The organism is Enhydrobacter aerosaccus (genome assembly GCF_900167455.1).
Classification (GTDB): Bacteria; Pseudomonadota; Alphaproteobacteria; order Reyranellales; family Reyranellaceae; genus Reyranella; species Reyranella aerosaccus.
This window is the reverse complement of sequence record NZ_FUWJ01000016.1, coordinates 40998-63867: the sequence shown is the minus strand read 5'-3', so window position 1 is coordinate 63867 and position 22870 is coordinate 40998. Positions and strand designations below refer to the sequence as shown.

General features: G+C 66.2%; 27 protein-coding genes and 1 pseudogene. 19 read left to right on the top strand and 9 right to left on the bottom strand.

All coding sequences use genetic code 11. The features are described from left to right. Window positions 1-8: 8 nt before the first annotated feature. From aptA to B5D62_RS30335, 3 genes are all read right to left on the bottom strand, one after another. The gene (aptA, locus tag B5D62_RS30345) at window positions 9-1340 is read right to left on the bottom strand and encodes an omega-aminotransferase AptA (RefSeq protein WP_085937838.1); all 1332 of its coding nucleotides are present in this window, start codon (window positions 1338-1340) and stop codon (window positions 9-11) included. 75 nt (window positions 1341-1415) lie between these two features. Continuing rightward, window positions 1416-2414 (bottom strand): acrylyl-CoA reductase (NADPH), encoded by a 999-nt coding sequence (acuI, locus tag B5D62_RS30340; protein WP_269435140.1) that lies wholly within the window; start codon window positions 2412-2414, stop codon window positions 1416-1418. A 27-nt stretch (window positions 2415-2441) separates the two neighbouring features. After that, entirely contained in the window at window positions 2442-3455 is a 1014-nt protein-coding gene (locus B5D62_RS30335) for an AraC family transcriptional regulator (protein ID WP_085937836.1), read from the bottom strand. Between the two features lie 130 nt (window positions 3456-3585). Between B5D62_RS30335 and B5D62_RS30330 the strand changes: the two genes are divergently transcribed. The 5 genes from B5D62_RS30330 (at window position 3586) to B5D62_RS30310 (ending at window position 7218) form a co-directional block, all read left to right on the top strand. Continuing rightward, window positions 3586-4896 carry an MFS transporter gene (locus B5D62_RS30330; protein ID WP_085937835.1) on the top strand — a complete coding sequence of 437 codons (1311 nt, stop codon included), beginning with the start codon at window positions 3586-3588 and terminating at the stop codon, window positions 4894-4896. A gap of 11 nt (window positions 4897-4907) precedes the next feature. Further along, window positions 4908-5309: a carboxymuconolactone decarboxylase family protein gene (locus tag B5D62_RS30325; protein ID WP_085937834.1), complete on the top strand. Its 402-nt coding sequence runs from the start codon at window positions 4908-4910 to the stop codon at window positions 5307-5309. A gap of 24 nt (window positions 5310-5333) precedes the next feature. Beyond that, window positions 5334-6413, top strand: coding sequence for a beta-keto acid cleavage family enzyme (locus tag B5D62_RS30320; RefSeq protein ID WP_085937833.1), 1080 nt, complete (start codon window positions 5334-5336; stop codon window positions 6411-6413). Between the two features lie 218 nt (window positions 6414-6631). Beyond that, a complete protein-coding gene (locus B5D62_RS30315) occupies window positions 6632-6883 on the top strand; it encodes a hypothetical protein (protein WP_085937832.1) in 252 nt (83 codons plus the stop codon). Window positions 6884-6954: 71 nt separating this feature from the next. After that, entirely contained in the window at window positions 6955-7218 is a 264-nt protein-coding gene (locus B5D62_RS30310) for a hypothetical protein (RefSeq protein WP_085937831.1), read from the top strand. A 46-nt stretch (window positions 7219-7264) separates the two neighbouring features. On the opposite strand, the gene B5D62_RS30305 is transcribed toward B5D62_RS30310, so the two are convergent. Beyond that, on the bottom strand, window positions 7265-8029 hold the full coding sequence (locus B5D62_RS30305) for a helix-turn-helix domain-containing protein (protein WP_085937830.1): 765 nt from the start codon (window positions 8027-8029) through the stop codon (window positions 7265-7267). A gap of 148 nt (window positions 8030-8177) precedes the next feature. Here B5D62_RS30305 and B5D62_RS30300 point away from each other — a divergent pair, with 148 nt between their 5' ends. From B5D62_RS30300 to B5D62_RS30280, 5 genes are all read left to right on the top strand, one after another. Then, window positions 8178-9014 (top strand): TauD/TfdA dioxygenase family protein, encoded by an 837-nt coding sequence (locus B5D62_RS30300; RefSeq protein ID WP_085937829.1) that lies wholly within the window; start codon window positions 8178-8180, stop codon window positions 9012-9014. A gap of 20 nt (window positions 9015-9034) precedes the next feature. Next, window positions 9035-9997: a Bug family tripartite tricarboxylate transporter substrate binding protein gene (locus tag B5D62_RS30295; protein ID WP_170921231.1), complete on the top strand. Its 963-nt coding sequence runs from the start codon at window positions 9035-9037 to the stop codon at window positions 9995-9997. 97 nt (window positions 9998-10094) lie between these two features. Continuing rightward, complete coding sequence (locus B5D62_RS30290) at window positions 10095-10442, top strand: hypothetical protein (protein WP_218191385.1); 348 nt, start codon at window positions 10095-10097, stop codon at window positions 10440-10442. Window positions 10443-10566: 124 nt separating this feature from the next. Continuing rightward, window positions 10567-10965, top strand: coding sequence for a DUF423 domain-containing protein (locus tag B5D62_RS30285; protein ID WP_085937826.1), 399 nt, complete (start codon window positions 10567-10569; stop codon window positions 10963-10965). Between the two features lie 10 nt (window positions 10966-10975). Then, window positions 10976-12091, top strand: coding sequence for a VIT1/CCC1 transporter family protein (locus B5D62_RS30280; RefSeq protein ID WP_085937825.1), 1116 nt, complete (start codon window positions 10976-10978; stop codon window positions 12089-12091). Between the two features lie 21 nt (window positions 12092-12112). Here B5D62_RS30280 and B5D62_RS30275 read toward each other — a convergent pair whose 3' ends face one another. The 5 genes from B5D62_RS30275 to B5D62_RS30255 form a co-directional block, all read right to left on the bottom strand. Next, a complete protein-coding gene (locus B5D62_RS30275) occupies window positions 12113-12496 on the bottom strand; it encodes a GtrA family protein (protein WP_170921230.1) in 384 nt (127 codons plus the stop codon). A gap of 5 nt (window positions 12497-12501) precedes the next feature. Then, window positions 12502-13164, bottom strand: coding sequence for an HAD family hydrolase (locus tag B5D62_RS30270; protein WP_218191384.1), 663 nt, complete (start codon window positions 13162-13164; stop codon window positions 12502-12504). 56 nt (window positions 13165-13220) lie between these two features. Beyond that, window positions 13221-14210 carry a UbiA family prenyltransferase gene (locus tag B5D62_RS30265; protein ID WP_085937822.1) on the bottom strand — a complete coding sequence of 330 codons (990 nt, stop codon included), beginning with the start codon at window positions 14208-14210 and terminating at the stop codon, window positions 13221-13223. Window positions 14211-14238: 28 nt separating this feature from the next. After that, a complete protein-coding gene (locus B5D62_RS30260) occupies window positions 14239-15840 on the bottom strand; it encodes a hypothetical protein (RefSeq protein WP_139374177.1) in 1602 nt (533 codons plus the stop codon). 148 nt (window positions 15841-15988) lie between these two features. Then, the gene (locus tag B5D62_RS30255; RefSeq protein ID WP_085937820.1) at window positions 15989-16747 is read right to left on the bottom strand and encodes an FkbM family methyltransferase; all 759 of its coding nucleotides are present in this window, start codon (window positions 16745-16747) and stop codon (window positions 15989-15991) included. Window positions 16748-17386: 639 nt separating this feature from the next. Between B5D62_RS30255 and B5D62_RS30250 the strand changes: the two genes are divergently transcribed. The 9 genes and pseudogenes from B5D62_RS30250 (at window position 17387) to B5D62_RS34435 (ending at window position 22546) form a co-directional block, all read left to right on the top strand. Then, window positions 17387-17830: a MarR family winged helix-turn-helix transcriptional regulator gene (locus B5D62_RS30250; protein ID WP_085937819.1), complete on the top strand. Its 444-nt coding sequence runs from the start codon at window positions 17387-17389 to the stop codon at window positions 17828-17830. Window positions 17831-17888: 58 nt separating this feature from the next. After that, window positions 17889-18452, top strand: coding sequence for an isochorismatase family protein (locus B5D62_RS30245; protein WP_085937818.1), 564 nt, complete (start codon window positions 17889-17891; stop codon window positions 18450-18452). Between the two features lie 47 nt (window positions 18453-18499). Beyond that, complete coding sequence (locus B5D62_RS30240) at window positions 18500-19714, top strand: MFS transporter (RefSeq protein ID WP_085937869.1); 1215 nt, start codon at window positions 18500-18502, stop codon at window positions 19712-19714. Window positions 19715-19786: 72 nt separating this feature from the next. Next, window positions 19787-19948, top strand: a pseudogene (locus B5D62_RS34440) (tautomerase family protein); the annotation flags it as partial. Between the two features lie 79 nt (window positions 19949-20027). Then, the gene (locus B5D62_RS30230; RefSeq protein ID WP_085937816.1) at window positions 20028-21071 is read left to right on the top strand and encodes a cellulase family glycosylhydrolase; all 1044 of its coding nucleotides are present in this window, start codon (window positions 20028-20030) and stop codon (window positions 21069-21071) included. A 78-nt stretch (window positions 21072-21149) separates the two neighbouring features. After that, on the top strand, window positions 21150-21395 hold the full coding sequence (locus tag B5D62_RS33865; protein WP_218191383.1) for a hypothetical protein: 246 nt from the start codon (window positions 21150-21152) through the stop codon (window positions 21393-21395). Between the two features lie 155 nt (window positions 21396-21550). Next, a complete protein-coding gene (locus B5D62_RS30220) occupies window positions 21551-21871 on the top strand; it encodes a type II toxin-antitoxin system RelE/ParE family toxin (protein ID WP_231714995.1) in 321 nt (106 codons plus the stop codon). A 13-nt stretch (window positions 21872-21884) separates the two neighbouring features. Continuing rightward, window positions 21885-22184: an XRE family transcriptional regulator gene (locus B5D62_RS30215; RefSeq protein ID WP_085937815.1), complete on the top strand. Its 300-nt coding sequence runs from the start codon at window positions 21885-21887 to the stop codon at window positions 22182-22184. Window positions 22185-22285: 101 nt separating this feature from the next. Next, a complete protein-coding gene (locus tag B5D62_RS34435; RefSeq protein ID WP_085937814.1) occupies window positions 22286-22546 on the top strand; it encodes an NUDIX hydrolase in 261 nt (86 codons plus the stop codon). Window positions 22547-22870 lie beyond the last annotated feature (324 nt).

Below are 22870 nucleotides of genomic sequence, written 5' to 3'. Positions count from 1 at the left end.
GGCCTCCGTCAGGCCGTTGCCTTGATGGCCTTGCCGGTGATGTCGATGATCTCGTCGATCTGGTTCTTCTCGATGATCAGCGGCGGCGACATGGCGATGCAGTCACCGGCCTGACGCACCATCAGGCCGAGCTCGAACGCCTTGACGAAGGTGTCGTAGCCACGGGCGCCCGGCGCATCCTTGCGCGACTCGAAGTCGATACCGGCCGCCATGCCGAGATTGCGGATGTCGGTGATGCCGCCGGTGCCCTTCAGCGAGTGCACGCCGTCTTCCCAGTAGGCGGACAGCTCGGCGGCGCGCTGGAACAGCCCCTCGTCGCGGTAGATGTCGAGCACGGCCGAGGCGGCGGCGCAGGCCAGCGGATGGGCCGAGTAGGTATAGCCGTGGAACAGATCGATCGCGCTGTCCGGCCCGTTCATCAGGCCCTCGTAGATGTGCTTGCGCACGAACACGCCGCCCATCGGCACGGTGGCGTTGGAAATGCCCTTGGCGACCGTCATCAGGTCGGGGACGACGCCGAATTTCTCGGCCGCGAAGCTGGCGCCGAGGCGACCGAAGCCGGTGATGACCTCGTCGAAGATCAGCAGGATGCCGTGCTTGTCGCAGATCTCACGCAGGCGCTTCAGGTAGCCCTTCGGCGGCGGCAGGAAGCCCGTCGACCCGGCGCAGGGTTCGACGATGACGGCGGCGATGTTGGAGGCATCATGCAGGCCGACGATGCGCTCGAGCTCGTCGGCGAGTTCCACGCCATGCTCCGGCTCGCCGCGCGAGAAGGCATTGCGCTTGAGATCGTGCGTGTGCGGCAGGTGATCGACACCCGGCAGCAGCGAGCCGAACCACTTGCGATTGTTCACCATGCCGCCGACCGAGATGCCGCCGAAGCCGACGCCGTGATAGCCGCGCTCGCGACCGATCAGGCGCGTGCGGGTGCCCTGACCGCGGGCGCGCTGGTAGGCGAGCGCGATCTTGAGCGCCGAGTCGACCGCCTCGGAACCGGAATTGCAGTAGAAGGCGTGATTGAGGTCGCCCGGCAGCATCGCGGCATGACGGGCCGCCAGCTCGAACGACTTCGGATGGCCCATCTGGAACGACGGCGCGTAGTCCATCTCCTCGAGCTGCTTGACGATCGCCGCCTTGATCTCCTCGCGGCCGTGGCCGGCATTGACGCACCACAGGCCGGCCGTGCCGTCGATCACCTTGCGGCCTTCCGGCGTCCAGTAGTGGACACCCTTGGCCTTGGCCAGCAAGCGCGGGTTCTTCTTGAATTGCCGGTTCGCCGTGAACGGCATGAAGAAGGCGTCGAGGTTGTTGGCGGCTGGCTTCGAGTTCGACGGAGACATGGAGGATAAACCTTCAAAACTTGAGTGGCATCGCCGACCCCGCCGCTGCAGCGCGGGTCGACCTGAATTAATCTATCACCTGTTCACATCGATCACCACGCGGCCGCGTATTTCTCCTTTGAGAATTTTTGGGGCCAAAGCCATCAGCTCGCCAAGCCCGGCCTCAGTCACCGTGCTGTCGAGGCGGTCGAGCGGCAATTCGGTGCCGAGATGACGCCACGCCTCCTCGCGCGGTGCCTTGGGCAGCATCACCGAATCGATGCCGTACATGGTCACGCCGCGCAGGATGAAGGGCAGGATCGAGCCGGGGAACGAGGGTCCACCGGCGAGGCCGCATACCGCGGCGGCGCCGCCGTACTTCACCTGCGCGAGCGCCCGCGCCAGCATCACGCCCGATACCGTGTCGACGACGCCGGCATAGCGCTCCGACAGCAGTGGCCGGTCCGGCGCCTCGGTCAGTTCCTTGCGATCGATGATGGTGGCCGCGCCCAGCGACTGCAGATAGGCCGCCTCCTGCGGCCGACCCGTTGCCGCCACGACCTGGTAGCCCAGCCGCGCCAGGATCGCGACGGCGATCGAGCCGACGCCGCCCGCCGCGCCGGTCACCAGCACCTCGCCCGATTCCGGCAGCACGCCGTGCTTGCGCAGCGCCATCACGCACAGCATCGAGGTATAGCCGGCCGTGCCGATCGCCATCGCGTGCCGGGTCGACAATGGCGACGGCAGCTTCACCAGCCAGTCGCCCTTGACCCGTGCCTTGGTGGCATAGCCGCCCCAGTGCAGTTCACCGACGCGCCAGCCGTTCAGCACCACCTTGTCGCCGGGCGTGAAGGCCGGATTGTCGGAGCGCTCGACAGTGCCGGCGAAGTCGATGCCGCCGACATGCGGCCAGCTCTTCACCAGGCCGCCGCCCGAGGTGAGCACGAGTCCGTCCTTGTAGTTGAGCGTCGAATACTCGACCGCGACCGTCACGTCGCCGGCGGGAAGGCGATCGTCTTCGAGCGTCTCGATGGCGCCGCTGACCTTGCGGTCGGCGCCCTGCGTCAGGACCAGTGCACGGAAAGACATCGGCAAACTCCCGGAAATGCTGGCCGCCTTTTATCAGGCAGGATGCGTTGGAGCGACCGCCGCCGTCCGCCACGCGGATGGGCTGGTGCGGAAGCGGCCGCGGAACCAACGCGAGAACGCGCTGAGGCAGGAGAAGCCCAGCATATCGGCGAGCGAGGCCAGCGATCGCTCGCGGCTCGGCAATGTCCGCGACACGATCTCGGTGCGCACCTCGTCGACGATCCCGGAGAAGGTCAACCCCTCGGCACTGAGCCGGCGATGGAGCGTACGGCGATCGATGCCGAGCTGTCCGGCGATGTGGTCGGCGGTACAGCGGCCAGAGGCGAGTTGCAGCCAGACGAGTTCCCGGACCTTGTCGCCCATCGAGGCACTGGGCCGCGCCAGAAGCGCCTCGAGATGCTGGCGGGCATAACGGGCCAGCGCCGGATCGGACGAGGGAATGGCGCGATCGAGATCGCGCGCCGCGCAGACGATACCGTTGAAGTCCTGCAGGAAGGCGACCCGTCCACCGAAGACGCGTCGGTGCAGGTCGCCGCGGCGCGGCGCGGCATGGGCAAAGCAGACCAGCGGTCGCCACTGCGGACCGAGCAGCGAGCGCAGGACGCGAAACAGCACGCCGACCGCGAGCTCGACGCCCTGCCGGACTGGCGCCAGGTCGGTGACGCGGATCCCGACGCTGACGACGGCTTCCCCGCCGCGTTCCTCGAGCCTGAGCGAGAGCGCTTCGTTGTGCAGGCGGATGTAGCGCATCAGCGCCTGAAGCGCGTCGCGCACCGTCGCCTCCTCCCGCACCAGCAGCCCGACCGGCCCCAGCACCGATAGCGTTCGCGTCTCGGCGAGGCGCAGGCCGAAATCCTCCACCTTCGCCGCCTTCGCCGACACTTCCAGCAACCGGCCCAGCGCGCCGGCAGGCAGCTTGATGTCGGGATCCTCGAGGCAGCGCCGATCGATCCCGCAGGCATCGAGCATGCGCAACGGATCGAGCCCGAGCGATCGTGCGATCTCGGGATAGGACGTGAGGCAGGCGCTGCGGATCAGGTCGGTCATCGGCAAGCCCTGTCCCGGAATGTCAAATGCCTGTCCCCGATTGTCAAACGTGGTCGGTACCGATGCGCTACAGGAGCGCCAAGTCGCGACCTACGCGACAGCCCAGAAGAACGCCCCGAGGAACGCCGCCATGTATGTTGCAACCATCGATGCGGATGGCGAGGCCGTGCAGCAGCCGCGCCCAGGCTGGCTGGTCGCGCCACGGCAAGCCTGGTTCGCCTTCGCCATGGCCTTCCTGCTGATGACGTTCGACTTCGTCGACCGCCAGATCGTGGTGTCGATGTTTCCCGCCCTGAAGCAAGCCTGGGGCCTGTCGGACAAGCAACTCGGCGCGCTCATCTCCTCGGTCTCGATCACCATCGCGCTGTTCTCGTTCCCGATCGCCCTCGTGGCCGATCGCTGGAGCCGGGTGAAGAGCATCGCCGCCATGGCAGCGCTCTGGAGCGTGGCGACGATCGCCTGCAGCTTCACACGCGGCTACGGCCAGCTCCTGGCCGCGCGCGCGGCGATCGGCTTCGGCGAAGCAGGCTATGGCGCCGCCGGCGGAGCGCTGCTCTCCAGCATGTTTCCGGCATCGCGACGCGCTACGGTCGTCAGCGGCTTCCTGGCCGCGGCATCGGTCGGCTCCGTCCTGGGCGTCGTGCTGGGCGGCATCATCACCACGCACTGGGGATGGCGCGCCGCGTTCGGCGTCGTCGGCGCGCCCGGTCTCCTGCTCGCGCTGCTGTTCCTCAAGGTCCGCGACTACCGCACGGTGCCGCTCGTCGATACCGGGGCCGTCCGGATGGGCGCCGCGGCGGTCGCGCGTGCGCTCCTGAAGCCGCGCTCGGCGTTGGCGGCCTATCTCGGCGGCGCCCTGCAACTCCTGTGCGCGTCGACGCTGCTCGCCTGGCTGCCGAGCTACTTCAACCGCTTCTACGGGCTGCGACTCGATCAGGCCGGGCTCAAGTCGGCGATCGTCATTCTCGCCGGCAGCATCGGCATCGTCGTCTGGGGCTATGTCGCCGACCGGATGGCGCATGGCCGTCGCCGCGCCAAGATGCTGGTGCCGGCGGGCTGCATGGTCGTCACGGCGCTGCTGCTCTGCCCCGCGTTCGGATTGATGCAGCCCGGTCCGGCGCAATTCGCGACGATCGTCGCCGGCGGCTTCATGATCACCGCAGCCTCAGGCTCGGTGCCGTCGGTCGCGATCGACGTCATCCATCCCGGCCTGCGTGCCACCGCTGCGGCGATGGTCGCCGTCGTGCAGAACCTGTTCGGTCTCGCCGCTGGTCCCGTGATCGCAGGCGCGCTGTCCGACCGGTTCGGTCTCGATGTCGCCCTCGCCCTGATGCCGCTGTTCTGCCTCGCCTCGGCGGCCGTGCTGATCGCCGGCGCCCGCGCCTATCCCGCCGATCTCGCGCAAGCCGAAGGCCTCGCGGCGCGGATCACGACCGCCTGAAAGGAGACGCCATGCCCGACACGATAGACAAGACCAGCATCACACCCGTCACCGATCGCCTGCGCGCCACCGGCAACTTCAATCCGGCGTGGAAGGAGATGGCGGAACTCGACCCGGTGTGGCTGGAGAAGTTCCTCGACATGGGCATGAAGCCGATCGCTTCGGGCGTGCTCGATCCCAAGACGCTCGAGTTCCTCGCCATCGCCGTCGATGCCTCGTGCACGCACCTCTATGCGCCCGGTGTGCGCCGCCACATCCGCAAGGCGCTCGAGCTCGGCGCCACGCAGGAGGAGATCATGGCCGTCCTGCAATGCGTGGCCGTGCTCGGCATCCATTCCTGCGCACTCGGCGTGCCGATCCTCGTCGAGGAGCTCACGGCCCACGAGGCGCGGAAGCGTTCGGACAAGCGTTAACCCACCCAACATCAGGAGCCCATCATGCATTTCCTCGACGATTCGCTGTTGCCCGAGAACCAGGAGAAGCTGGTCATCCAGGTCGCGCCCTACGGACCCGAATTCCTGCCTGGCGACTCCGACGACATTCCCGTCACCATGGAGCAGCAGGTCCAGAAGGCGGTCGACTGCTACAACGCGGGCGCGACCGTGCTTCACGTCCATGTGCGCGAGGCCGACGGCAAGGGCTCCAAGCGCCTGTCGATGTTCAACGAGATGCTGGCACGCCTGCGCGACGCGGTGCCGAAGATGGTGCTGCAGGTCGGCGGCTCGATCTCCTTCGCGCCCGAGGGCGAAGGCGCCGAGGCGAAGTGGCTGAACGACGACGCGCGCCACATGCTGGCCGATCTCGATCCCGCGCCCGACCAGGTGACGATCGCCATCAACACCAACCAGATGAATGTCTGCGAACTGATGAGCGCCGACGACGTCGCCGGCACCTCGCTCGCACTGCCGCCTTACCAGGAAGCCTATCGCGAGATGTGGATCCCGTCGGGACCGGCCTTCGTCGCCGAGCATCTGAAGCGGCTGCAGGCAGCCGGCATCCAGCCCCACTTCATGCTGGGCGATGTCGGGCAGCTCGAAACGGTGGAACGGCTGATCCGTCGCGGCGTCTACACGGGGCCGCTGGTGCTGAACTGGGTCGCCATCGGCGGCGGCGCCGACGGACCCAGCCCCTACAACATGATGGAGTTCATCCGTCGCGTGCCGGACGGCGCGGTGCTGACGCTCGAGACGATGATGCGCCACGTGTTGCCGGTCAGCACCATGGCGATCGCCATGGGCCTGCACGTCCGCGTCGGCATCGAGGACAATCTGTGGGGTCGCAAGGGCGAGCGCATCACGTCGGTCCGCCAGGTCGAGCAGGTCGCGCGCCTATCGCGCGAACTTTATCGCGACGTCGCGACGGGCGAAGACGCGCGACGCATCTACCGGATTGGTACGCACTACAAGACTGTGGACGAGACGTTGGCGCAACTCGGCTATGCACCAAATCGCCGAAGCGGTGAACGCGGCACGCCCGTCGCGGTCACCACCGAGATACCGACGCGTCGCGCCGCGTAAGAAGCATTGCATCCGCACTCTCGTTGGAGACGACAGGATTTCAACCGGCAGTCACCGCAATGTGTTCGCATTTGAAGTGTGACTGCGTCGGTGAATCTGCGCGATACGCGAGGCCCTGATTTGGACGCAAATCGGGGTCTTCATCCGCGCCGCCGACAAAGTCGGTACCGGTCTCGTCGAAAAGGCGTGATCGGTTGTTGCCCCCAAAGGAGAGTACCATGTTGCTTCGTACCATTGCTTTCTCTGGCGCTTCCGTGCTGCTTGCCACGTCGGCCTTCGCCCAGAGCGGCGCCGACACCGCCTACTGCAAGTCGCTCAGCGGCGCCTATCGCGACTATGCGCGCGGCGGTGTGGTCGATGGCGAGATCGCGACGGCCATGAGCCAATGCGACAGCAACCCGAACTCGTCCATCCCCGTGCTCGAGAAGATCCTGACCGGCAACAAGATCAAGCTGCCGGCGCGCTCGTAACGCCAGCACGCCCCTTGTGCTAGAAAGCGTGTCCGGCCCGCGGTGGGCTGGACACGCTTTTTCTTTTTCGGATGAGAATCAGACTTTTCCTGATCGCCCTCGCCGGCAGCCTGCTGCCGACCCTCGCCCATGCTGACGATGCATCGTACTGTGAGGCGCTGGGCGCTCTCGCCCTGCGCTACATGGGCAGCGCCGGCGGCAACGGCGGACTGGCGCCCGACATGACGACGCTCGGTGCCCTGCGCGACTGCCGCTCGGGCAACACCGCCGCCGGCATCGCCGTCCTCGAGAAGAAGCTGCGCAGTGCGGGCTTCACGCTGCCGCCGCGGAACTGACAGCGACGATCGCCTGATATTGGGCGACTGATACCGACGATCGCTTTCAGCGCGTGCGCTTGGCCGTGTCGACGGCGATGGCACGGGCCAGCGTCTGCAGCCGCCGACCGAAGCGCAGCGCCACTTCCTGTTCCGTCATCGCCGAGCGCGGGAAGCGCATCGACAGGCTGGCGATGACACGACCGTCGGCGCGGCCGTGCTGGCGCACCGGTACGGCCATGCCGTGCAATCGCGTCGGCCGCGGCGGCTGCGTGAAGGCCACGCCCTCGCGGCTCACACGGGCGAGCGCCTCGTTCAGGGCAACTTCCTGCTGCCGTGACAGGCCGCCGATATCGCGCAGGATCGAGCGCCGCTCCTCCTCGCCGCAGAAGGCGAGCCAGACGCGGCCGAGCGCGCTGGCGAGGACCGGCCGGCGACTGTTCAGTCCGGCGCCTTCGAAGGCCAGCGGACTCTCCGGTGCCGTCGAATGGCGGATGGTGATGGCGCCGTAGCTCAGCGTCGCCAGGTAAAGCGGCCAGCCGTGATCGGCGGTGAAGCGGCTCATGTGCGGAATGGCGGCATCGACCAGGTGGTCGACGAAGCGGATCGATTCCGACAGGCCCAGCACGCGATCGGTGAGGCGATAGCCCTGCTGCCGCGACAGGCGCGCGACATAACCAAGCGCCATCAAGGTCTGCAGCAAGCGCAGGACGGTGGGACGGGGCAGGCCGGTTTCCTCGGTCAGCACCCCGACGGTGGTGCTGCGCCGCCGGCTCAGCGCCTCGAGTAGCGCGAAGCTGCGGCGCACCGGTTCGATGACGGTGGTCGACATGCCCAATGCGTTCCTCCGCCGGCAGCTTGGGTCCTTCGCGGGACGGGATGCAAGTCCGTATTATGGACTTCCTCGACTTTGTGCCGCGCCCTGGCGTCGGCGGCGCCTAGAATGCGTCCGAAAACAAACCGCAAAGCGGGAGGAAACCATGGCCTATCAGTCGATCGAGGTGCGCAAGGTCACGCCCACCATCGGCGCCGAAATCTACGGCGTCGATCTCGGCAAGCCGCTCGGCAACCAGCAGTTCCAGGAAGTGCACGATGCGCTGATGGAGAACCTGGTGATCTTCTTTCGCGACCAGAAGATGTCGATCGAGCAGCACAAGGAGTTCGGCCGCCGCTTCGGCCCGCTGCACGTCCATCCCAACGCGCCCATCACCTTCCCCGAACATCCCGAGATCCTGGTCATCAAGGCCGACGAGAACTCGAAGCGCGTCGCCGGCGAGGAATGGCATTCCGACGTCTCGTGCGATCCGGAGCCGCCGATGGGATCGATCCTCTATCTCACCGAGGTCCCGCCCGATGGCGGCGGCGCGACCCTGTTCGCCAACATGTACCGCGCCTACGAAACGCTCTCCGCCCCGATCAAGGAGATGCTGAACGATCTCACGGCGCTGCACGACAGCTCGAAGGCGCACTACTACCGCGTCAAGGCGACCGATCGCGACAACATCCAGTTCCCGAACGGCGAGCATCCGGTGGTACGCACCCATCCGGTGACCGGCAAGCAGGCGCTGTTCGTCAATCGCGGCTTCACGCTGCGCATCCCGCAGCTGCGCAAGAACGAGAGCGACGCCCTGCTCGAGATGCTCTACCGGCATATCGAGACGCCCGAGTTCCAGTGCCGCTTCCACTGGCAGCCCAATTCGGTGGCCTTCTGGGACAATCGCTCGGCTCAGCACCATGCGCTGTTCGATTACTATCCGCACAAGCGCTACGGCCACCGCGTCACCATCTGCGGCGACAAACCCTTCCATCGCGCATGAGCCAGCGAAACCGGCGGTCGATGAAGCGACGGAGCTTCATCGGCGCCGCGCTCGCCCTGCCCTTCGCCGCGCGCGCGGAAAGCTATCCCAGCAAGCCCGTCCGGGTGATCCTGCCCGGACCAGTGGGCGGCCTGATCGATATCGCCGGCCGTGCTGTCGGCGATGCCATGCAGCAGGAACTCGGCCAGCCGTGGCTGATCGACCCGCATCCGGGCGCCAACGGCATCATGGCCGCCCAGATGTTCCTGGGCGCGCCGGCTGACGGCTACACGCTCTATCTCACGGTCTCGGGCCACGTTGCCCTGCCCTTCCTCATGAAGGCGCCGTTTGACGTGATGGCCGACTTCCAGCCGATCGCCATGATCGGCATCAGCACCGCGCTGCTGTGCGTGCCGCCCGACTCGCCCGCCCACTCGATCGCCGAGTTCGCGGCCTATGCCAAGGCCAATCCGGGCAAGCTCAACTATCTGAACTCCGGCAACGGCACGGGCGCGCATCTCGTGCCCGAGCTGCTCAAGATCAAGTTCGGCATCGACGTCACCTCCATCTACTACAAGGGGCTGCCGCCGGGGGTGCAGGACCTGCTGGCCGGCCGGCTCGATCTCGGCATGGTGAGCACGTCGCTCGTCATGCAGCACGTGAAAGCCGGACGCCTGAGGGCGATCGCGCTGGTCGGCCCCAAGCGACTGCCCGAGCTGCCCGACGTTGCCACAATGGCCGAGCAGGGCGTGGGCGACGCGGAGATCCGCTCCTCCCTGCCGCTCTTCGGCCAGAAGGGGATGCCGCGCCCCATCGTCGATCGCCTGAACGCAGCCATGGCAGCGGCGCTGGCCGATCCGGACACCGCCAGGCGCCTGGCCGCCGCCTATATCCAGCCCTTGCCGATGACGCCCGAGCAGTTGGGCCAGGCGATGCAGCGCGAGCACGAGCGGCTCGGCGCCCTGATCCAGCAACTGGGGATCAAGGCCGACGGCGGCTCCTAGCCGGACCCGGTGGCGGCGCGGCGCCAAATTGAAGGTGCCGCCGGTCGCGAACCGTGCTTTGCTAGGTAGCGACTCGAGGCACGGCCCGGAGCTGCCCATGGGGTCGATGGACGTTTTCATTCGGGAACGCAATGTCGAGATGTATCTCGACAGGCTCTATACCGAGCTGGACGCCGACAAGCGCGCGACGCTCGTGCGGCTCCTGGTCGACGAAGAATCGCAAATGGCGCGCAGCCGCGAACATCTCGACAATGGCGAGCGGCGGGTGGCGGCTGGCCTGGTCCGCGTCGAGCGGCAACGCCAGCTCGTCGCCCGCATGATCGCCGACGACGACCGCATGCTGGGCGCGGCAAAGGCCATGCTCGAAACGCTGCAGGCAACGCAGGTCCTGCTCGAAGCGCATTGCCGTCGCCTGCGACACGAGTTCGAGACCCGCAAGTTCTGACCGCCCGGCAACGACCGGCAGCCGTGGCGACGAGGCAGGTTGACATCGATGGGTCGAGGCCGATCTATCGGCACGGAAATTCTCCCCCTGCGATCGATTCGCCTGAGGCAAGGACGGTCTGTCGATGAACGACTCGAACGGAAAACTGTGGATCGCAATCGCGGCCGCGAGCGGGGCGATCGCCGTCGCCGCGGGTGCCTTCGGCGCGCACGGGTTCGATCCGGCGACGGTAGCGGGCGCCCGCGCGCGCGACTGGCTTCAGACCGGAAGCCACTACGAGATCGTGCATGCGCTTGCCATGCTGGCCGTGGTGCTGCTGTCGGCCCAGGGACGGATCGGCGGCAAGCTCACCGGCGCCGCGCAATGGCTTTTCCTGATCGGCAGCGTCCTCTTTCCTGGCTCGTTGTATGCGCTCGCCTTCGGCGGGCCGCGCTGGTTCGGGGCGGTGGCTCCCTTCGGCGGCACCGCCTTCATCCTCGGCTGGCTCGCCCTCGCGCTCGCCGCCCTCAGCGCGCGTCGATGACGGTGCCGCCATGACCACTCCCGATGCCGCACGCTACCGCGCCAATCTCCAGGGCGAGGTCGATGGCGCCGCCATCTACCGTTCGCTGGCGGACAGCGAATCCGATCCCAAGCTGGCCGAAGTGTTCCGTCGCCTGGCCTCGGTCGAGGAAGCGCACGGCGAGTTCTGGCGCAGCCGGCTGGGCGCCAAGGGCGGCGGCTCGCTGCCGCGTCCCTCGTTCCGCGCCCGCGCCCTGGCGTGGCTGGCGCGCCGCTTCGGTCCCGCCTTCGTGGTCCCGACGCTCGCCGCCGCCGAGACGCGCGACAGCAGCGCCTATGACGACCAGGCCGACGCGCGCAAGGCCGGCCTGTCCGGCGACGAGCGCTCGCACGCGCGCATCATGCGCGCCATCGCCGGCCAGGACGGCGGCGTCGCCGGACCGACGCTCGCCATGCTCGAGGGCCGACATCGCGGCGGCGGCAACACGCTGCGCGCTGCGGTGCTGGGCGCCAACGACGGCCTCGTCTCCAATCTCTCGCTGGTCATGGGCGTGGCGGGCGCGGCCGGCGGCGAGCGCACCCTGCTCCTCACCGGTCTTGCCGGGCTGGTCGCCGGCGCCTGCTCGATGGCGATGGGCGAATGGCTGTCGGTGACCAGCTCGCGCGAGCTCAACCAGAAGCAGATCGCCACCGAGGCCGACGAACTGCGCGAGGTGCCGGACGAGGAGAAGGAAGAGCTGGTGCTGATCTATCGCGCCAAGGGCATCGAGGAGCCGCAGGCTCGCGCCCTCGCCGACCGATTGCTGAGCGACAAGGACACCGCCCTCGACACGCTGGCGCGCGAGGAGCTGGGCATCGATCCGGACGAGCTGGGCGGCTCGGCCTGGCAGGCCGCCATCTGGTCCTTCGTCCTGTTCGCGACCGGCGCGATCTTCCCGGTGGCGCCGTTCTTCTTCCTCGCCGGCACGACCGCCCTGATCGCCAGCCTCGCCGCCAGCGGCCTCGCCCTGATGGCGATCGGCATCGGCACCAGCCTGTTCACCGGCCGCTCGGCCCTGTTCTCGGCCGTGCGCCAGCTCGCCATCGGCCTCGCCGCCGCCGGCATCACCTACGGCGTCGGCGCCGTCGTCGGCGTCTCGGTGAGCTGATCGAGCCTGAAAGAGTGGCCCTCAGCGAGGCCGCACGCGGAAGACGATGGTCGCGTTCAGGGCGAAGTTGATCAGGAAGGCGGTGGCGATCCCCGCGACCTTGCCGACGAGCGGTGGCACGCCGAGCCAATGGATCGTCCCCAGCATGGTGCCGACATTCACCGTCACGCCCACGAGAGCAAAGACGAAGAACAGGGCGAAGCCGGCCACGGTCTTCCTCTGGCGAAAGACGAAGCGACTGGTCAGCCCGTAATTGACCAGCGCGGCGATGCAGAAACTCGAGATCCCGGCCGCGGCAACACCGATGCCTGCTCCGACGAGAAGGGCGAACCCGCCGGCATCGACGATCGCGGCAATCCCTCCCGTCATTCCATAGCGCAGCAGCTTCCCGACCAACTGCAGCATCGTCGTCAGCCGACCAGGAGCGGCAGGAACGGCGCCCCCTCGAAGCGGGCGAAGGTCTGCCATCCGTCGATCGGTCGCGCCGAACGGATCAGCGCGCGCGCTCCGGCGCGGCGGGCCGCCAGCCCGTCCCGCTGCGGCCGATCGCCAATGACCACCGTCGCATCCGGGGTCGCGCCGGCGGCCTCCATCAGCATGAGCAATCCCTTGGGGTGAGGCTTCAGCACGCCGACCCCGTCATCCTCGGCACACACCACGTGGTCGGCTGTCAGGCCCAGAGCGCGAAGCTTGGCGGCTGCCCGATAGTCGGACAGAACGCCGATCGACGTGCCGTTGCGCCGCAACGCCTCGAACAGCGCGCCGATGCCCGGATAGCGGCAGGTCGCGAGGTAACGCAGCGGCCGCCGCTCGATCCATTCGGCGACAATGGCTCGAACCTCGGCTTCCGGCACAGCGCAGGCGGAGGCCGTTTCGGCGACCAGCGCCGGACTGAAATCGACGCGTTCTTCCTCGGCCATGCGTTCGCGGATGGACCGGTAGCATCTCAGCACGCGCAGCGTGCGTCCGTCCCGGCAGCGCAAGACATGCGCCAGCAACTCGATCGCCATCAGGAGGCGGAGCAGCCACTGCCGGTAAAGCGTCCCGTCGACATCGAACACGACGAGCCGCACGGCCGCCCAATCGATTTCCCGAGCCGGTGCCGTTTTGACCGCTCGCCCGCTCCCGCTCATGGAATGGTTATGTATCGCTGCCCCACCAGCCCGTCGAGCACCGGAACGTTCACCACCGTCAGGAGCAGGAAGGCGCCCGCCAGCAGCACGACCAGGAAGATCAGACCGCGCTCCCGGATCAGCCTCTCGGGCCTCTGCGCCGACGACCCCGGCTGCATGGACAGGGCGAGATAGTAGGAGAACAGGGCGACGACCAGCGGCGCCACCAGCAGATACTCGATGCGGTACTTCACCAGGAACACGGCGAGAAAGAAGACGGACAGCAGGGCATAGGCCAGGCACGCCGCCGCAAGCGACGGCTCGGAATAGCCGGCGAAGCTCCTGCGGTAGCTCGCCAGCAGGTCCTTGCCGTGCGCTGCCACGATCTCGCGGTACTCCGACAGCCGCTTCGCCGCCATCAGAAAGGCGCCGCCGGTCCAATAGGCCAGCAGGATCGACCCCGGCGGCAGCGTCGTGGGATCGACCATGGCCCAACCGATCATCAACCGCAGCGGATTGTTGACCGACTCCGATATGACGTCGAGGTACGGCAGGTCCTTGGTCCGGAACGGCCGGATATTGTAGACGACCCCCTGGATCGCGAAGAGCACGGCAACGGCGAACATCGTCGAACTCGCCGCCAGGGCGCAGGCAAATCCCGCCGCCAGCAGGATCAGCCATTCGGCTACGACATAGCCGCGTCGCAGGGATTTGCGGACGGCCGGACGTTGGGACTTGGTCGGGTGGAAGCGATCGTAATGCCGGTCGAGCCACTCGTTGATGACGTAGTTGCCCGAGGCGACGAACACGGCCGCGGCAAGGCCCGCGACGACGGACAATGCCAACGACTCGACGTGAACCCCGCGCAGGACATAGGCGAGCGCGACACCGGGAACGATCAGAACATGCTTCGTGCAGTGGTCGAAGCGCGCGATCCTAAGGTAATCGATCAGCGTCCCGCGTGTCGGTGACGTTGCATCTTCTCGAAAGCTGGAACTTTCCGTCATCGTCGAACCGCCTGCAAAGGATCGCCAGTCATGGGGTCGCGGCAAAGCTGACGAAATCGCCGACCGGCGTCGCCCGCCACTTGTCAGAGGGATAGTCGACGAACGAGCGCAGCATCTTTTCCGCCTTGCCGTTCTCGACCAGGCGCTTCTGCACGATGACGTAGAGATGCGGCACGCGGCCGTGGAAGCGCGCGCGTTCCAGCTCTTCCGGTGTCTCGAAGTCGGCGTGATTGGACATCACCCGCACATTCCTCACCTCGAGCGCGATCTCCGGCGATGTCGTGTAGATCAACGTCGAGCGGCGGTCCGGTGCGGGAACGTCGATCGAGTGGATATAGTCCAGCGTCGCCGCGTCGGCGATCAGGTGCCGAAAGCCGCGCACGCCCAGCGGATGGGCGCGATCGGCGGCGGCATGCGTCGCCGCCGAGGCCAGGCCATAGGCGCTGGAAATCGCCACGACCGCGACGAACAGCCCGCGCGGCCACAGACTGCGCGCCGTCACGACGGCGTGGACGATCCCCGCGAGCAGCAGGAGAGAGACGATCCTGAGATGCCGCTCGTCGCTGCCGATGTCTGCACCGCGCGTGGAGATCGCCGTCAGGACTAGGCCGACCCCGAGCCCCAGGAACAGCACGAAGCGGAGATAGTCGGCGTATTCCCGATGCAGCCGCCATCCCACGAACGCAAAGGTCGCGAGCGCCAGCGGCAGCAGAAGCCAGTAGATCGTCAATCCCGAAGCGAGGACTGGGTGCGCCGGATTCAGAAAGACATAGGCCGCCAGATCTCCCAGAGACAGAGCCGCGCTCGCGGTGGCGGAAACGGCATAGGTCACGTAGCTGGCGACGGCAGACCACGCCACCTGGCTCCTGGGCGACACCGGTGTCTCGCCGCGCGAGAACCACAGGAAATAGAAGAGCGTCCCCATCAGGGCCAAGGTCACGAAGGCAACGAGCGCCCGGCCGAGTCTGTCGCGCGAGAACCAGGGGCCGGCGGGCGACAGCACGGCCGCCCCGATGGCGGCCCCGGAAATCACCAGGCCCGACAACTTGGCGAACACCATCGCCGCCGCGCCGACCAGGAGGGGGCCTATCGTCCACCATCCGAACTGCCGCAGCCGCCAGACCAGGACCAGGAACCAAGGCGCGACGCCGACCAGCAACACCTCGCCGCCATTGTAGATGCCGAAAGGCAGGGTGAAATGCCGCGTCAGGGAGACGAGCGCGACCGTGATGGCACTCGTCGCCGCCGGAAAGCCGAAGGATCTGTAGAGCACGAACCAGCCGGCGAGACCCGCGGCGCTGAAGATGCAGGTGACGATCGTCAGGGCCAGCCCCAGATCGAGGCCGGCCCGTTCCAGGATACCCGGGAAAAAGTACTGCCCCGGCGACCACCATGTCGGGAAACCGATGCGGTCCGCGGAAATGTCGTCCGGATCGACGTAAGCGGCGTAGTTGAACGGCAACCCGCGTCCGGCCTCCCACCCCAGAAGCCCCCAACCGCTATCGGAGTACAGCCCCGGGCGAACGGCAAGCGCGACGAGCGTATAGACCAGCACGACGATTACCGTAAGCACGACACACATAAGCACGGTGCGGCCCTGGCCGAGTCCCCTTGCGCCCTGGAGTTGCACCGTCGTCCCCCGCCCGCCCCGCTTCGCCGCCGGCCTTGCGACGACGGCAGCCGAAGCGCCACTCAATGTCCATAACACTCGCGCTAGAGGGGCTCAACCAACAGGCGCAAGCACCGCCGTCGTCTCGGCACGTCGACGGGCGGCCGCCCTATTCCCAGCGACGGTCGGCCAGAAGCGGCGAGCCGTGGCGCACGAAGATCAGGTCGCCCTGGCGCAGGCGATCGTCGCGGAAGCGGCCGGCCAGCGCGGCGACATCGAACAGATCGAAGCCATTGGCATCGAAGAAGCCGACCACGTCGGCGATGGACGGCTCGCCGATCTGCTGGAAGAACGAGACCTCGACAAGCGCCACTTCGACCAGCGGCAGGACGGTGGACGCGCCCTGAAGGGCGAGCAGCTCGTGCCCCTGCAGGTCGAGCTTGAGCAGGGTCCTGTCGGCGGCGGTCATGTCGGCAGCAAAGAGCCCATCGAGCGTCGCCGCCTCGACGTCGGTATTGGCGAGATCGCGGTTCTGTTCCCAGGCGATATGCGCGCCGGTATCGAGCTTCGTCCCGCAGATCATGCGCACCGTTCCCGGCGAGTTGGACAAGGCAACGGGATGGAACACAAAGCCCCGCTCCTCGCTCAGTGTCTTCAGCGCACCATGGCAGGCGGGTTGCGGCTCGATCATGTGGATCCGCGCCTGCGGGAAGATGCGGTTGGCCTCCAGCGAAAAAGCGCCGACATGCGCGCCGGCATCGACGATCAGCCGCGGCGCGAAGCCCAGATCACGAAGATGCTCGAGACAGGACTCGATGGCCTGGAAGCGGTTCGGGCGCCCTCTGGCGATTCGATAAGGTGTGACCGCAAGAAGCCGTTTTGCAAGAGTGGCGAACATGAAGATCCAGCGATCACTCGATTGTTTCATCTGACGCCGACAGGCCGTTTGCGTCCAGAAGGAAATCGCACATTCTCAATCGTTCGTCTCGTGCTGTCGAAACCCGTTTCGACGATCACGCTCTCGTCGCGGCTTGCCTTCACTGCCCATCGGCGCCGACACCGCTTTTGGGTGCGTTCGTCACTCACGTTTGGCGGCCCTGGAGAGGCGCGGCCCAAAACGAATCCCTCGCCTGCGCTCGGGATGACGGAGGACTTTTGGTTCGCTCGCGGCGGTAGGGCATCGCACAGGACACCCTTATTTATCCGTCATCCCGAGCGGAGCCGCCAAAGCGGCGTAGCCGAGGGACCCCTTTTCGCGGGCCTCGTTGAGAGCCGTGGCCGAAGACGGATCCCTCGACTGCGCTCGGGACGACGGAGGACTTTTCATTCGCTCGCGGCGGTAGGGCAATCGCGGAGGACCTCTTCATCCGTCATCCCGAGCGAAGCCGGCCGAAGGGCGGCGTAGCCGAGGGATCTCTTTTCGCGAGGGCCTCGACGAGAGGCGGGGCGCAAAACAGATCCCTCGACTGCGCTCGGGATGACGGAGGCGACTGCGCTCGGGATGACGGAGAATGCTTTATTAGAAGATCAACTTGCAAGTTTACCTTCCAATCTCTAAATCCCTCCCATGGCCAGACATCAGGACCGTCCCGCGTCTGCCGAGGCGATCGTCGAGGAGTTGCTGCAGGCGACCGGGCAGTTGCTGCGGCGGCTGCGCGCGGAATCGAATCCGAGCGAGCTGACATGGTCGCAGAGCGCGGCGCTGGCGCGGCTCGACAAGAATGGTCCCACCACCACCGCCGATCTCGCCCGCGCCGAAGCGGTCAAGCCGCAATCGATGGGCGTGACGCTGGCGGCACTGGAGCAGGACGGCCTGATCGAACGCCGCCCGCACCCCACCGACGGGCGGCAGGTGCTGTTCGCCCTGACCGAGAAGGGCGTCGCGGTTCGGCGCAAGCATCGCCTGCTCAAGCGGGAATGGCTGGCCGCCGCGCTCGGCAAGCTCGACCCCGAGGCGCAACGGACGCTGGCCGCCGCCGTCTCGGTGCTCCGGCGTCTGGGAGACTCATGACCCTCGCCCGATGGGCGACCGATCCGTTCTTTCCGCGTACCGTAAAAAGGATAGTCCCATGCCCGTCACCGCTCTCGATCCGAAGACCGCGCTGATCGTCATCGACCTGCAGAAGGGTATCGTCGCCCTGCCGGCCGCTCACCTGATCGAAGGCGTGATCGCCAATGCGGTGGCGCTGCTCGATGCCTTTCGCCGCCACGGCCTGCCGGTCGTGCTGGTCAATGTCGCGGGCGTCGCGCCGGGGCGCAGCGAACAGGGCATCACGGCCCGCGCCTTTCCCGCCGGCTGGACCGATCTCATTCCCGAGCTGAACCCGCAGCCGCAGGATCATCTCGTCACCAAGCGCACCTGGGGCGCCTTCACCGGCACCGGCTTGGCCGAGCACCTGAAAGCGCAGGGCGTCACCCAGGTCGTGGTGGTCGGCGTCTCCACCAGCGCCGGCGTCGAATCGACCGCGCGCCAGGCGCACGAGCTCGGCTTCAACGTCACGCTCGCCACCGACGCCATGACCGACCTCAATGCCGACGCGCACGCCAGCAGCATCGGCCGCATCTTCCCGCGCCTGGGCGAGACCGGCACGACGCGCGAGATCATCGCCCTCCTGGACGGCACGGTGCGGTGACCAGCACCTCTCCAACAGGCACCCCCTCGACAGACGGCGGCGGACGGCTGGAACGCAGCTCGTTCCGGTCTTTGCGCTTTCCCAACTACCGCATCTGGGCGGGCGGCGCCGTCGTCTCCAATGTCGGGACCTGGATGCAGCGCACGGCGCAGGACTGGCTGGTCCTGACGGAACTCACGCATCACGACGCGACCGCCGTCGGCATCGTCATGGCGCTGCAGTTCGGGCCGCAGTTCCTGCTGCTGCCATGGACGGGCTTCGCCGCCGACCACTACGACCGCCGCAAGCTCCTGATGGTGACGCAGGCCGCCATGGGCGGGCTGGCGCTGATCCTCGGCCTGCTCACCGTGACCGGCCTGGTGCAGCTCTGGCACGTCTATATCTTCGCCTTCCTGTTCGGCTGCGCTGCTGCCTTCGACGCGCCGGCGCGCCAGACCTTCGTCACCGAGCTGGTGGGCGACAAGTATCTCGCCAACGCGGTGGCGCTGAACTCGACCTCCTTCAATGCCGGCCGCATGGTCGGGCCGGCCGCCGCAGGATTGTGCATCGCCGCCGTCGGCACCGGCTGGGCCTTCCTGGTCAATGGCCTGTCCTTCCTCGCCGTGCTCTGCTCGCTCAACCTGCTGCGCGTCGCCGACCTGCATCCCAGCCAGCGCGCACCGCGCAAGCCGGGCAGCGTCATCGAGGGCTTCCGCTACGTCCGCGGCCGGCCCGACCTGATGGCGATCGTGGTGATGCTGTTCCTGATCGGCACCTTCGGGCTCAACTTCCCGATCTTCATCTCGACCATGGCGGTCGGCGTGTTCCATGTCGGCGCCTACGAATTCGGCCTGCTGAGCTCGATGATGGCGCTCGGCACCATTGCCGGCGCCCTGCTGGCGGCGCGGCGCGAGGCGCCGCGCTTCACCTTCCTGGTCGTCGGCGCGGCGATCTTCGGCACCGGCTGCGCGCTGGCGGCGATCGCGCCCGGCTACTGGCTGTTCGGCGCCGCGCTGGTCGTCACCGGCATCGCCGCGCTCACCATCACCAATTCCTCGAACGGCCTGATGCAGCTCACCACCGAGCCGGCCATGCGCGGCCGCGTCATCGCCATCCGCATGGCCGTGGCGCTGGGCGGCACCCCGATCGGCGCCCCCTTCGTCGGCTGGGTCGCCAACACCTTCGGGCCGAGATGGGCCATCGCCGTGGCGGCGACGGCGGGCTTCGCGGCCGCGGCGGTGGGGCTGAACTATCTCAGGCGGCGAGGCGTTCGCACGCCATGATCGGCGTGAACCTCCTCACGGGGCGCCGCCGAAGACGCCGTTCGCGCGGTCAGGCCTTCAGCTCGTGCCTGATTGGACCGTTCGTCACCGTCATTCGTCAGCGTCCGTATGATCGAAGGTCGTTCTCAGCAGCAGACGGATGAGATCTCGAAGCGCGTTACCAACGCCCTTCGTGACGTACTGGCGCCGCCGACGGACGACATTTGGGTCGTGTTCGAAGATATCACGGCCAAGGATTGGTATGGTGGCAGCTCGACGGTCGCAGAGCTTCGCCAGAAGGCGCTGCTGAAGCAGCAGAGATACGGAGGAAACGATGAAAGTGTTCTCCCTGCTTTTTGTTGCTGCAGCCTTATTGATCGCCTCCGGCGCGCCCTCTTCAGCGTCTGCACAGGATATCAAAATTCAAGGCAGGACCTTTTATCGGAAGGGATCTCCCTGGTTGGCAAAGGGCATTGATGTCGAGGCCTTCAGCCATGCGCCTCGCAGGCGGGCGGGGGACAAGAATGCCATGCTCAAGATGAGCTATTGGGCAGCACCAGAGCTGAATGCGATGCGGGACATATTTCATGCCAACACCATCCGTATGCAGATCAGCCAGGCGGATCTTGATCCGCAATCTTCGACATACGATCCCACCTATGTTTCGGACATCCTGACCGGGGTTCGATTGGCAGAGCGATATGGATTTGCGGTCGTTCTGGTGATCGACGCTCAGCAGGACAATGTCCCCAGCCTGTCCTGCATGCCTTCTGACAGCACCATGCGTGCCTGGAAAACGCTTGGACCAGCCGTTGTCCATGACGACAACGTCATGCTGGAGCCCTTCAATGAACCCTGCAAACCGCTCAGCGATGAAACCAAGCAAGAGTGGGCACAATCGATGCAGGCATTGATTGATATTCTGAGGGGAATCGGATCGACGAATATTCTATTGCTGGACGGCTTAAAGGACGCGCGGACAACAAATGGATTGTTTCCTTTGGTGCATGACGTGATCCCCAACCGTCTTGCTTTGGCAATACATCCTTATCTTGGCTCCGACTTCTCTACCCGTGAAGCATGGAACAGCAAGTTCGGTGCGAGTATCCGGCAATATCCAGCGATTGCAACTGAATGGAATGCCACCCCCAGAAATGGCTGCGCCGGCAAGCAAACGCCAGCCGTTGCATTATCGCTTCTCCGATATTTGGAGGATGCGCACATCGGATTGATAGGCTGGGCCATCGATTGGCCCGATCCCAAGCTTGTCAAAGATCATACGAACTTCGAGCCGACGGATTTCTCCTCTTTCACTGACTGCAAGGATGATTCTATTTCTGGCGCCGGCAAGCTCTTGGCCCGTTATCCAAACGATTGATCAAATACATGAGAGCCGGCTCAAGCAGTCGGCGTCTTCCATGTCGGCGCCCGCGAGTTCGGCCTGCTGAGCTCGATGATGGCACTCGGCACCATCGCCGGCGCCCTGCTGGCGGCGCGATGCGAGGCGCCGCGCTTCTCCCTGCTGGTCACCGGCTCGGCCATCTTCGGCACCGGCTGCGCGCTGGCCGCGATCGCGCCCAGATACTGGCCGTTCGGTGGGGTTGAATTATCTCAGGCGGCGGCGGGTTACGATACCGCCGTCGGCGTGAGGCTGGGCGGGCGATTTTCCCAAGCGGCACAACAACGGCCGTCCCCGACGTAGACGCAGCGTCGTGACACGGATAGGTTGAGTCTTTCATCCCATGATCGCGCTTGCCCTGGCGCATGGGCCAGGCGCACATGAAGCATGTGGACATTATATGGTTCATGTATTATATATGGTCCAGGCCGGTGGCTAAGGAACCTCACAAGATACCCGTGGTCTTCTACAGCACCCGCGCCGGTACGGAGGTGGTCCGGGATTGGCTACGCGGACTGAACGAGGAAGACCGAAACGCAATCGGCCAGGATCTGATGCGCGTGCAGTATCGCTGGCCTGTTGGCATGCCGTTGTGCCGTGCGTTGGGCGAAGGACTTTGGGAAGTCCGGAGTGATCTTGCGAGTAACCGTATCGCGCGCGTGCTGTTCAGTATCGCAGGGGGCCGGATCGTGGCGCTGCACGGCTTTATCAAGAAGACGCAGAAGACGCCCGACGCCGACCTGGCGCTGGCACGGAGACGCAAGAAGGAATTTGAGTAGAACGGAGTCGGATATGAAGAAGAAGGCACCAGCGCGCTCCGCAGCGAAGCTCACCACCCTCGATTCGTTCCTTCAAGAGGAGGGCAAGCGCGATGAATTCGAAGCTGTCGCCATCAAGGAAGTCCTCGCGTGGCAGATCGCCGAGGCGATGAAAGAAAACAAGATTTCCCGCAATGGCTTGGCTCAGCGCATGAAGACGAGCCGCAGCCAAGTTGGGCGACTGCTCGATCCGAAGGATGGGAACGTCACGCTGGCGACGTTGCAGCGTGCGGCGACGATCGTCGGTCGCAAGCTTCGCCTCGAACTGGTTTGAAGCGAAACGGCGCCCAAATACAGCGTCTAAATCAGATCTAAATCTCGACCTTCCGACGGGTGCGCAGGCAGCAGTTCGGTGCGGCCGACCGGAGAGGCGCAATGAGAGAGATCAGCAATGTCATACTAACCCGCGACAATGCTGTTTTGCTTGGATGGCGGGGAGCGAACCGACGCTCCTATCCCTCTTGTTGGACGGTGCCTGGCGGCAATTTGGAACCTGGTGAATCCCCCGAGGCGGCCGCAATGCGCGAGATGCGCGAGGAGCTGGGGGTCGACGTGAAGCGCCTTCGGTACTTGACGACAATCGAGACCGTCGATGCCCTCGGACCTGTGATCTTCCACATGTTCGCGTCATCGTAGTGGGAGGGCGAACCTGCAATTCGCGACGGTGAACATTCTGAGCTTCGCTGGTTCGATCTCCACGAAGCATGCAGCCTGCAGCCGGCTGCCCTTGAGGGTTATAAGAAGAGCTTCCTCTTGGCGGTTGGGCAGCCCCAGCTTTAGCCGGGACCGCGCTCTATCTCGCTGGCGCTCGACCGAGCTTCAGCGGCGAGGCCGGTCGGCACTGGCTGGGTCGCCAGCACCTTCGGCCTCAGATGGGCGATCGCCATGGCGGCAGCGGCGGTGGGGTTGAACTATCTCAGGCGACGGAGTGTGCCGAGGGCGCGGACGGGGAGAGGCCTG

What these genes read in the sequence shown, in the direction of transcription:
- aptA (WP_085937838.1), bottom strand. Translation starts at nt 1,340, where the DNA reads ATGTCTCCGTCGAACTCGAAGCCAGCCGCCAACAACCTCGACGCCTTC.
- B5D62_RS30335 (WP_085937836.1), bottom strand. Translation starts at nt 3,455, where the DNA reads ATGACCGACCTGATCCGCAGCGCCTGCCTCACGTCCTATCCCGAGATC.
- B5D62_RS30330 (WP_085937835.1), top strand. Translation starts at nt 3,586, where the DNA reads ATGTATGTTGCAACCATCGATGCGGATGGCGAGGCCGTGCAGCAGCCG.
- B5D62_RS30325 (WP_085937834.1), top strand. Translation starts at nt 4,908, where the DNA reads ATGCCCGACACGATAGACAAGACCAGCATCACACCCGTCACCGATCGC.
- B5D62_RS30320 (WP_085937833.1), top strand. Translation starts at nt 5,334, where the DNA reads ATGCATTTCCTCGACGATTCGCTGTTGCCCGAGAACCAGGAGAAGCTG.
- B5D62_RS30315 (WP_085937832.1), top strand. Translation starts at nt 6,632, where the DNA reads ATGTTGCTTCGTACCATTGCTTTCTCTGGCGCTTCCGTGCTGCTTGCC.
- B5D62_RS30310 (WP_085937831.1), top strand. Translation starts at nt 6,955, where the DNA reads ATGAGAATCAGACTTTTCCTGATCGCCCTCGCCGGCAGCCTGCTGCCG.
- B5D62_RS30305 (WP_085937830.1), bottom strand. Translation starts at nt 8,029, where the DNA reads ATGTCGACCACCGTCATCGAACCGGTGCGCCGCAGCTTCGCGCTACTC.
- B5D62_RS30300 (WP_085937829.1), top strand. Translation starts at nt 8,178, where the DNA reads ATGGCCTATCAGTCGATCGAGGTGCGCAAGGTCACGCCCACCATCGGC.
- B5D62_RS30295 (WP_170921231.1), top strand. Translation starts at nt 9,035, where the DNA reads ATGAAGCGACGGAGCTTCATCGGCGCCGCGCTCGCCCTGCCCTTCGCC.
- B5D62_RS30290 (WP_218191385.1), top strand. Translation starts at nt 10,095, where the DNA reads ATGGGGTCGATGGACGTTTTCATTCGGGAACGCAATGTCGAGATGTAT.
- B5D62_RS30285 (WP_085937826.1), top strand. Translation starts at nt 10,567, where the DNA reads ATGAACGACTCGAACGGAAAACTGTGGATCGCAATCGCGGCCGCGAGC.
- B5D62_RS30280 (WP_085937825.1), top strand. Translation starts at nt 10,976, where the DNA reads ATGACCACTCCCGATGCCGCACGCTACCGCGCCAATCTCCAGGGCGAG.
- B5D62_RS30275 (WP_170921230.1), bottom strand. Translation starts at nt 12,496, where the DNA reads ATGCTGCAGTTGGTCGGGAAGCTGCTGCGCTATGGAATGACGGGAGGG.
- B5D62_RS30265 (WP_085937822.1), bottom strand. Translation starts at nt 14,210, where the DNA reads ATGACGGAAAGTTCCAGCTTTCGAGAAGATGCAACGTCACCGACACGC.
- B5D62_RS30255 (WP_085937820.1), bottom strand. Translation starts at nt 16,747, where the DNA reads ATGAAACAATCGAGTGATCGCTGGATCTTCATGTTCGCCACTCTTGCA.
- B5D62_RS30250 (WP_085937819.1), top strand. Translation starts at nt 17,387, where the DNA reads ATGGCCAGACATCAGGACCGTCCCGCGTCTGCCGAGGCGATCGTCGAG.
- B5D62_RS30245 (WP_085937818.1), top strand. Translation starts at nt 17,889, where the DNA reads ATGCCCGTCACCGCTCTCGATCCGAAGACCGCGCTGATCGTCATCGAC.
- B5D62_RS30230 (WP_085937816.1), top strand. Translation starts at nt 20,028, where the DNA reads ATGAAAGTGTTCTCCCTGCTTTTTGTTGCTGCAGCCTTATTGATCGCC.
- B5D62_RS33865 (WP_218191383.1), top strand. Translation starts at nt 21,150, where the DNA reads ATGGCACTCGGCACCATCGCCGGCGCCCTGCTGGCGGCGCGATGCGAG.
- B5D62_RS30215 (WP_085937815.1), top strand. Translation starts at nt 21,885, where the DNA reads ATGAAGAAGAAGGCACCAGCGCGCTCCGCAGCGAAGCTCACCACCCTC.
- B5D62_RS34435 (WP_085937814.1), top strand. Translation starts at nt 22,286, where the DNA reads ATGAGAGAGATCAGCAATGTCATACTAACCCGCGACAATGCTGTTTTG.